We start from the raw sequence: 8,475 nt of genomic DNA, 5'->3' as shown, positions 1-8,475 counted from the left end.
TCCCCATCGTGGAAACAGTAGCCGTCAAGCGCAATGGCGCCGCCCAATTGCTCTCGCGGCTCGATGGAGAGCTGCCCCCTCCCTCCCGCGGCCCAGCCCCCGGTGCCGACCTGCACCAAGAAGTCAACCGGCTGCTGCGCGAGGCCGTGTCGGTGCCGCGCCGGACCGCCGCGATCGACGACGCGCTCGACCGCTGGCTGCTGCATCCGGTATGGGGCCTGGTGACCCTGGCCGTGGTGATGTTCCTCATGTTCCAGGCGGTGTTCTCGTGGGCCGAGCCGCTCATGGAGCTGATCGAGTCGTCCGTCGGCGCCTTGGGCGCTTGGGTCGGCGCGACGCTGCCGGAAGGCTTGCTCAACAGCCTGCTCGTCGACGGCATCATCGCCGGCGCGGGCAGCGTGCTGGTATTCCTGCCCCAGATCCTGTTCCTGTTCTTCTTCATCCTGCTGCTGGAAGAATCGGGCTACCTGCCGCGCGCCGCCTTCCTACTCGACAAAATGATGGTGGGAGCGGGCCTGACCGGGCGCTCCTTCATTCCGCTGCTGTCCAGCTTCGCCTGCGCGGTTCCCGGCATCATGGCCACGCGCACCATCCAGGATCCGCGCGATCGGCTCACGACCATACTCGTCGCCCCGCTGATGACCTGCTCGGCGCGCCTGCCGGTCTACACGCTGCTCATCGGCGCTTTCATCCCGGACCAGACGGTGCTCGGGATCTTCAACCTGCAAGGCGTCACGCTGTTCGTGCTGTACGTGGCAGGCATTCTGAGCGCCCTTGCCGTGGCCTGGGTGATGAAGCTGCTGCGGCGCGACACAACGGAACACTCCCTGCTGCTGGAACTGCCGTCCTACCGCATTCCACACTTGCGCGACGTCGCGCTGGGCCTGGCGGAGCGGGCACGCATTTTCCTGGCCCGCGTGGGCGGCATCATCCTGGCGCTGACGGTGCTGATCTGGTTCTTGTCGAGCTTCCCCTCGCCGCCCGAAGGCGCGACCGGCCCTGCCATCGAGTACAGCTTCGCGGGCCGCATCGGCGAAATCCTCCAGACAGTCTTCGCCCCGATCGGCTTTAACTGGCAAATTTCCATCGCGCTCGTTCCCGGCATGGCTGCGCGCGAGGTTGCGGTCGGCGCATTGGCCACGGTGTACGCCCTATCGGCCGAGGATGAGGAAACGGCATCGACGCTGCTCACTCCGCTAATCGCGGCCCAGTGGCCGCTCGCCACGGCGTTCTCGCTGCTCGCGTGGTTCATTTTCGCGCCACAGTGCCTTTCCACCCTGGCCGTCATCCGTCGCGAAACCGGTTCGTGGAAGGTCGTGGCGCTGGCCGCCGGCTATCTGTTCGGCCTGGCCTACCTGGCATCCTTCATCACGTATCATGTGACCAGGATGCTGACCTGATTCGAAGGGCTGCCATGAATGCCTACTCCGTACTCGAAATCGCGCTCGTCTCCCTCATCGTCGCAGCGTGCGCGATCAAGGCTTTCGGGCGATTCGCTCCCAGGATGCGCATGCGCCTGCAGGCTCGCCTTGCCAACGCCTTGGACCGCCCCGGCCGCGCGCCGTGGCTGCGCAAGGCGGGCCAACGGCTAGGTGCGGCAGCGCCCGATACGGGATGCGGCAGCGGCTGCGGTACCTGCGATGGCTGCGGCCCCGCCGACGCCAAGCCCGTGCACCTGCGCCGATGATGCCGCGAGGTGGAGTCAGGCGCGGCGGTTCAAATCGAACAGGCTCGTGGCGGTCAGGTCCAGCACCTCGCGGCCGTCCTGGTTCAACAAATGCCAGCGCCAGCGCAGCACGCCCAGCTCCGGACGGCTGCGTGAAGGCCTAGCTTCCAGCACCTCCGCCCGCAAGCGCAGCTCGTCGCCCGCAAACACCGGATGGGGCCAGCGCACCTGCTCCACCCCGGGCGAAGCGAAAGACTCCGAGTCATGCAACGCGGCCTGCACTGCGAGCTCCATCGCGATGCCGCAGGTCTGCCAGCCGCTCGCGATCAGTGACCCGAAGTGTCCTTTGCGGGCCGCTTCCTTGTCCGTGTGGAACCATTGCGGATCGTAGCGGCTCGCAAAGGCCAGCATTTCCGCCTCCTCGACGCGACGCGGCCCGGCCTCGATGACCATGCCCGGCTGGAAATCGGCGAATCTCATGCATGGTTCTCCGTCTGGATGCCTTGCGTCTTGCGCCGGTCATGCGCGAAGCGGGGAGCGCGCTTCTGGGCCAAGGCGGCCAAGCCCTCCCGCGCGTCTGCGCCGGCAAATCCGAAAAACTCCAGGGCCAGCGAATGTTCGAACGCCGGCCACGCCGACCGCAGCCAATGATTCAGACTGCGCTTGGTCCAGGCCAGCGCGGTGGGACTGCCAGCCGCAAGCTGCGCCGCAATGCGCCGGGCGACAGGCAACACGTCCGCATCGTCCACGCACAGGCTGACCAACCCGATGCGTTCGGCCGACTCGCCGTCGAGCGGCGCACAGGTCAACAGATGGTACTTGGCCTTGGCCATGCCGCAAAGCAGGGGCCATAGGAGGGCGGCATGGTCGCCGGCCGCGACGCCCAGCTTGGTATGGCCGTCGATGAGCTTGGCGCTGCGCGCGGCGACGGAAACATCGGCCAACAGTGCGAGCGCCGCGCCGGCCCCGACGGCTGCGCCGTGGATCGCCGACACGATGGGCAGGTCGCAGTCCAACATGCCCTGCACGAGGTCACGGGCCTCCCGCATGACGCGCAGCCTGTCTTCTTCGCTATCGAGCATGGCCCGGACCACGTCCGCATGGCCGCCGGCGCAAAACCCCGTGCCCTCGCTGTGCACGAGCACGCACCGCACTCCCGGCTCGCGTGCGAGCCGGGGCCAGATGGCGGCCAATTCCGCATGGCCCCGGGCGCCCAGCACAGGTATGGTGCCCGGGGTGCCGAGCACCAGCTCTGCAATGCCGTCGTCGCCGACCGCAACGCGAAAATCGGACGTATCCACGCGCAATTCGTGGGACATGCTTCCTCCTCGAACGTGAACGAATGGTAGGCAACAGCCGGCGACCGTTCCCGCGCAGGCGCGCCGCCGGGCACCCGGAAAGTCCTACCGCACCCACGCGGCGGGCCGCTTCTCGAGAAAGGCCGCGAAGCCTTCGCGCGCCTCGTCCGTGCCGCGCACCCGGCTGATGGTGCGGGCGGTGAGCTCCCTGGTTTCGGCCGTCACGGGGCCGACCTCCAACCGGCCGAACAAGTCCTTGATCTCGGCCAGTGCCTGCGGGCCGTTGGCGACAAGCTCGCCCACCATGGCATCGACGGCGGCATCCAGTTCGGCGGCGTCGACCACCCGGTGTGCAAGTCCTACCTGCAGCGCCTCCTGGGCATCGATGCGAGAGGCGGTCAATGCCAGCCGCAGCGCATGGCGCTTGCCCACGGCGTTGACAAGGTACGGACCAATGACGGCCGGCAGGATGCCGAACCGCGCCTCGCTCACGGCAAAGCGCGCGTCACGGGCGGCCACGACGAGGTCGCAGGCGCAGGCCAGCCCGACCCCACCCCCGAGGGCGACGCCCTGGACGCGCGCGACCGTGGGTTTGGGACAGGAGGCGATCGCGTCGAGCATGGCGGCGAAACGGCGCGCATCCTCCAAGTTCCACGCCTCCGTGGCACGACTCGCGCGCTGCATCCATTGGATGTCCGCCCCTGCGCTGAACGCCTTGCCGCGCCCGGCGAGCACAATGGCCCGCACCGATGCGTCCGCGCCGAGCTCTGCAAAGACCTGGGCCAGCTCGGCGATCATCCGTTCGTCGAACGCATTGAACACCTCGGGCCGGGCCATCTCTACCCGGGCGACGCCCGCCCCGCTCTTGGTGATCGAGAGAGTCTCCATGGCCATTCAGTACGTCTCCAGGTGCAGCCGTCCTTCGCGCTTGAGTGTGGCGGCGATCGATTCCCAGTTCAGCCCCGCCTGCAAGGCGACGTCGCGCAACGCAAGGATGACGCCGGTTTCCATGCTCTTGAGCCCGCACACGTAAAAGTAGGAATTGGGGTCCTGCAAGAGTTCGGCGAGGTCGGCCGCGCGCTCGCGCATCAGGTCCTGCACGTAGCGCTTGGGTGCGCCTGGCGCCCGCGAAAACGCAAGGTTGATGTCGATGAAGTCCTTGGGCAGGCTCATCAATGGCCCGAAGTACGGCAGCTCCTCCTTGGTGCGCGCGCCGAAGAACAGCATCAGCCTGCCGCCTTCGAACCGCCCCTTGCCGCGCAGGCGGCGCCGCCATTCAGTCATGGCGCGCATCGGCGCGCTGCCCGTGCCGGTACATATCATCACGATGTGCGAACGGGGATGGTTGGGCATCAAGAACGAGGCGCCGAACGGCCCGATCACCTGCACCTTGTCGCCCACCTTGAGGTCGCACATGTAGTTGGAGCACAGGCCGCGGACCGGATTGCCCTGGTGGTCCGCCGTCACGCGCTTGACCGTGAGCGACACGTTGTTGTAGCCGGGCCGTTCGCCGTTGCGCGGGCTGGCCACGGAGTATTGGCGCGCATGGTGCGCCCGGCCCTGCGCATCGACCCCGGGCGGGATGATGCCGAGGGACTGCCCCTCGAGCACTGGAAATGGCACGGAGCCGAAGTCGAGCACGATGTGATGGGTTTCATTCTGCGTGCCTGGCTCGTTGACGCGCACATTGCCCACTACCGTAGCCGTGACGGGATTGCGCGGGCCGTAGAGGTTGGTGTAGGCATGGGCGGCAGACCAAGGCGGAATGGTGGCGCCGTACGAGGCGGCATTGAAAGGCTCATCGTCCGCGGAAAACGCTTCCGGTTCACGCTCGGCCAGCGGCCCCGGCGGGGCCTCGGCGCCTCCCTGGTCGACCGCGGCGCCTGCCGCTGCGAGCTGTTCGGGGGTCAGTTCGTCGGGCAATGCATCCCAGCCCAATTGCTCTTCGATGCTATACGCGGCCGACGCCAGCACGGATCGCCAGTTATCGATCGCGCCGGTCGGGCATGGCGGCACGCAGGCCATGCAGGCGTTGCAAACATCGGCCCGCACGACGTAATTCCTATCGTCGTGGGTGATGGCGCCCACCGGGCAGGTCGCTTCGCAGGTGTTGCAGCGTATGCAGATTTCCGGATCGATCAGGTGCTGCTTGATGACGACCGTCTTGACTGGCGTATCCATGCGCAGCTGCCGCTAGTTGAACCGGACGTATTCGAAATCCACCGGTTGCCGGTTGATGCCCATGACCGGCGGCGCGATCCAGTTCGCGAACTTGCCCGGCTCGGCGACACGCCCCATGAGCGACGCCACGAAGGCCCTGTCTTCGGCGCTCGGCAGCCATTCGTCTTTCTTCGCGTCCCACTCTTCCTGGGAGACCACGCGCCCCTCCGGCGAAACGCGCACGCCGGACAGCGAGCCGATCTGGCGGTTGAAGGCCTTGTGCGGGACGGTCAGGCGCATGGGCAGGCCCGCTTTCTCGATCACCTTATTCCAGCGCGCCACGCCAGCCATTGAGTCCTTGATGAAGTCATCGCGCAGCACTTCGTTCAGGCCGTTGAGCATGGGCACCTCCCGCTCGACCAGCTGGCCGTCGCGCACCTCCAGCACCTTGTACGCCTCGTCGCGCAGGCGATGGTCGTCGGTGCGCTTGCCTTCTTCGTAGCGCCCCTTGAGCCCCGAGCTGTAGAAGATAGCCGCGTTGGACGACTGGTCGGCGCCGAACAGGTCGATGGTCACGCTGTAGTGGAAATTGAGGTAGCGCTGTATGGTGCCGAGGTCGATCACCCCGGCGGCGCGGATGCGGTCCGGATCATCGGTCTTGAGCTGGTTCATGACTTCGCAGGTACGCTGGATCACCCGCGACACGCCCGACTCGCCCACGAACATGTGGTGCGCTTCCTCGGTCAGCATGAACTTGGTGGTGCGGGCGAGCGGGTCGAAGCCTGACTCTGCGAGCGCGCTCAGCTGGAACTTGCCGTCGCGGTCGGTGAAGTAAGTGAACATGAAGAAGGACAGCCAGTCCGGGGTCTTTTCGTTGAAAGCCCCCAGGATGCGCGGGTTGTCCTCGTCACCGGAGCGGCGGTCGAGCAAGGCCTCGGCCTCCTCGCGCCCGTCCCGGCCGAAGTAGCGGTGCAGCAGGTAGACCATGGCCCATAAATGGCGGCCTTCCTCCACGTTGACCTGGAACAGGTTCCGCAGGTCGTACAGCGAGGGAGCCGTCAGGCCCAGGTGCCGCTGCTGCTCGACCGAGGCCGGTTCCGTATCGCCCTGGGTGACGATGATGCGGCGCAGGTTCGCGCGATGCTCGCCCGGTACCTCCTGCCATACGGGTTCGCCCATGTGCTCGCCGAAATGGATCTTGCGGTCCTTTTCGGCCGGGTTGAGGAAAATGCCCCATCGGTACTCGGGCATCTTCACGTATCCGAACTGGGCCCAACCTTGCGGATCGACGCTGACGGCGGTGCGCAGGTAGACGTCGTAATTGCTGCTGCCCGCCGGCCCGACGTCGCCCCACCAATTCAGGAAGTTTGGCTGCCATTGCTCCAACGCCCGCTGCAGCGCGCGATCCTCCGAGAGGTTGACGTTGTTGGGAATTTTCTCGCTGTAATTGATGCTCGACATGTCTCGACTCCAGGTTCGGACTGCGACGTTTAGACTCGGTTCAGATCGAAGGCGGCCTTCTCGCCTTTTCCGTAAACCTTCAAAGCCCCCTTCTCCCCCACCGCATTCGGGCGGTTGAAGATCCAGTTCTGCCATGCGCTCAGGCGGCCGAAGATCCGCGTCTCCATGGTTTCCTTGCCAGCAAAGCGCAGGTTGGCCTCCAGCCCGGTCAGCGCATCGGGCGACATGGCGGCGCGCTCTTCGATGGCGAGCCGGATTTCGTCGTCCCAATCGATGTCGTCCGGTGCCGCGGTGATGAGCCCCAAGCCGAGGGCGGCCTGCGCATCGAGCGGCTTGCCGATTTGCGAACGGACGGCCGCCAAGGGCTCCGGCTCTTCATAGAATCGGCGTGCCAGCCGCGACTGGCCGTTAACCATGGGGTAGGCTCCGAAATTGCACTCAGACAGCGTGAGCGCGGGCGCCTGTTCGGGAGCATCCGGCAGCGCCAGCATGTAGGTGCGGTCCGCGGCGAAGGCCAACTCGGCCAGCGTGCCCGCAAAGCACGACCCGGACTCGGCCAGCGCGAACAGGCTGCGGGACGACACATCCAGGCGTGCGAGCGTGCGGCGCAGGAGCCCGCCCACTTCGCGAACGAACCAGTGTCCGGCATGGCGCTGCAAGGCCTCGTCGCAAACCAGGACCTTGGCGGCGTCGCCACGCGTCTTGAGGATCCAGGTCCCGATGTCCAATTCATTGGTCCGCATGTGCAGGATGGCATCGTCCAACTCCCGCGCCATGGCCATCGGCCACCAGTTCGCGCCGGCGGCCAGGATGCCGTCCACATCCGCGGGCTGCTCAGCATCGGGCGCGGCAACGGTAAACACCGCGCTACGGCTGGCACGATCGATGCGGACCTCCACGTAGCGGTAGCGTAAGCCGTCGGGCTCTTCCGTGCGCGCGATAGGCACCAACTCGACGCCTTTCGCATCGGCCGGGCGGTCGCTACCCTCGGCGAGCCGCTGCGCCCGCTCGCGGACGACTTGCGCAAACTGCGAGGGCTTGGGCGCGCAATCGACCAGGCGCCACTCCACCGCGCGCTGGCCGCGCACGCCTTCGCTCGTGGTGCAGAAAACATCGGCGAGGTCGTGGCGCACGCGCCGCTTGTCGGTGAGGCGGGTCAGGCCCCCGGTGCCGGGCAAGACGCCGAGCAGCGGAACCTCGGGCAGGGATACGGCGGAGGACTTGTCGTCGATGAGGACGATGTCGTCGCAGGCCAGCGCAAGCTCATAGCCGCCGCCTGCGCATGCGCCATTGATCGCGGCAAGGAACTTGAGCCCCGAATGGCGGCTGGAATCTTCGATGCCGTTGCGCGTCTCGTTGGTGAACTTGCAGAAGTTCACCTTCCACGCATGGGAAGACAAGCCCAGCATGAAGATGTTGGCGCCGGAACAGAAGATGCGCTCTTTCAGGCTGGTGATGACGACCGTGCGCACCTCGGGATGTTCGAAGCGGATGCGGTTCAGCGCATCGTGCAGCTCGATGTCGACACCCAGGTCGTAGGAATTGAGCTTGAGCTTGTATCCGGGCCGCAGTCCGCCGTCCTCGGCGACGTCCATGCTCAGCGTCGCGATCGGACCATCGAAGCTCAGTTTCCAGTGGCGATACTGGGCGGGCTCGGTGCGGTAGTCCACCTTGCCCGGGGCCTGGCCGGCCATGACGGCAGCATCCATGACATCTCCTCGGTGATATGCAAATTAATGCATTAGTTGTCTGATGAATGAACAATAGTGCATGCTCGCAGGCGCGTCAATAGCCGGGCACTCGGGTTCAACCCTGATCCCGTCGCCGGGGGCCCCCCCCCCCCCCCCCCGGCCCCGCCCCACCCGCCCGCACACAGCCCCCCCCCCGGGG

At 66.4% G+C, this 8,475-nt stretch carries 8 protein-coding genes; 2 read left to right on the top strand and 6 right to left on the bottom strand.

The annotated features are described in order from the left end of the window. Together feoB and IRZ12_RS13165 are read left to right on the top strand one after the other, a co-directional pair. Positions 1-1,400 (top strand): ferrous iron transport protein B (gene feoB / locus IRZ12_RS13170; RefSeq protein WP_296469168.1); only part of this gene is annotated, 1,400 nt, incomplete at its 5' end. Positions 1,401-1,414: 14 nt separating this feature from the next. After that, a complete protein-coding gene (locus IRZ12_RS13165) occupies positions 1,415-1,687 on the top strand; it encodes a DUF6587 family protein (RefSeq protein ID WP_296469166.1) in 273 nt (90 codons plus the stop codon). A 15-nt stretch (positions 1,688-1,702) separates the two neighbouring features. On the opposite strand, the gene IRZ12_RS13160 is transcribed toward IRZ12_RS13165, so the two are convergent. The 6 genes from IRZ12_RS13160 to boxC form a co-directional block, all read right to left on the bottom strand. Continuing rightward, complete coding sequence (locus tag IRZ12_RS13160; RefSeq protein WP_296469164.1) at positions 1,703-2,146, bottom strand: MaoC family dehydratase; 444 nt, start codon at positions 2,144-2,146, stop codon at positions 1,703-1,705. After that, positions 2,143-2,985 (bottom strand): enoyl-CoA hydratase/isomerase family protein, encoded by an 843-nt coding sequence (locus IRZ12_RS13155; RefSeq protein ID WP_296469162.1) that lies wholly within the window; start codon positions 2,983-2,985, stop codon positions 2,143-2,145. The genes IRZ12_RS13160 and IRZ12_RS13155 overlap by 4 nt, the downstream gene beginning before the upstream one ends. A gap of 84 nt (positions 2,986-3,069) precedes the next feature. Continuing rightward, positions 3,070-3,858: an enoyl-CoA hydratase-related protein gene (locus tag IRZ12_RS13150; RefSeq protein WP_296469160.1), complete on the bottom strand. Its 789-nt coding sequence runs from the start codon at positions 3,856-3,858 to the stop codon at positions 3,070-3,072. Beyond that, complete coding sequence (boxA, locus tag IRZ12_RS13145; protein WP_296469158.1) at positions 3,859-5,145, bottom strand: benzoyl-CoA 2,3-epoxidase subunit BoxA; 1,287 nt, start codon at positions 5,143-5,145, stop codon at positions 3,859-3,861. 12 nt (positions 5,146-5,157) lie between these two features. Then, positions 5,158-6,585, bottom strand: coding sequence for a benzoyl-CoA 2,3-epoxidase subunit BoxB (boxB, locus tag IRZ12_RS13140; RefSeq protein WP_296469156.1), 1,428 nt, complete (start codon positions 6,583-6,585; stop codon positions 5,158-5,160). Between the two features lie 29 nt (positions 6,586-6,614). Next, on the bottom strand, positions 6,615-8,294 hold the full coding sequence (boxC, locus tag IRZ12_RS13135; protein WP_296469154.1) for a 2,3-epoxybenzoyl-CoA dihydrolase: 1,680 nt from the start codon (positions 8,292-8,294) through the stop codon (positions 6,615-6,617). Positions 8,295-8,475: the final 181 nt, after the last annotated feature.

Origin of the sequence: Pigmentiphaga sp. (assembly GCF_019689535.1) — a bacterium.
GTDB lineage: Bacteria > Pseudomonadota > Gammaproteobacteria > Burkholderiales > Burkholderiaceae_B > Pigmentiphaga.
The sequence above is the reverse complement of the archived record's forward strand: the minus strand, read 5'-3'. Positions and strand labels throughout refer to the sequence as shown.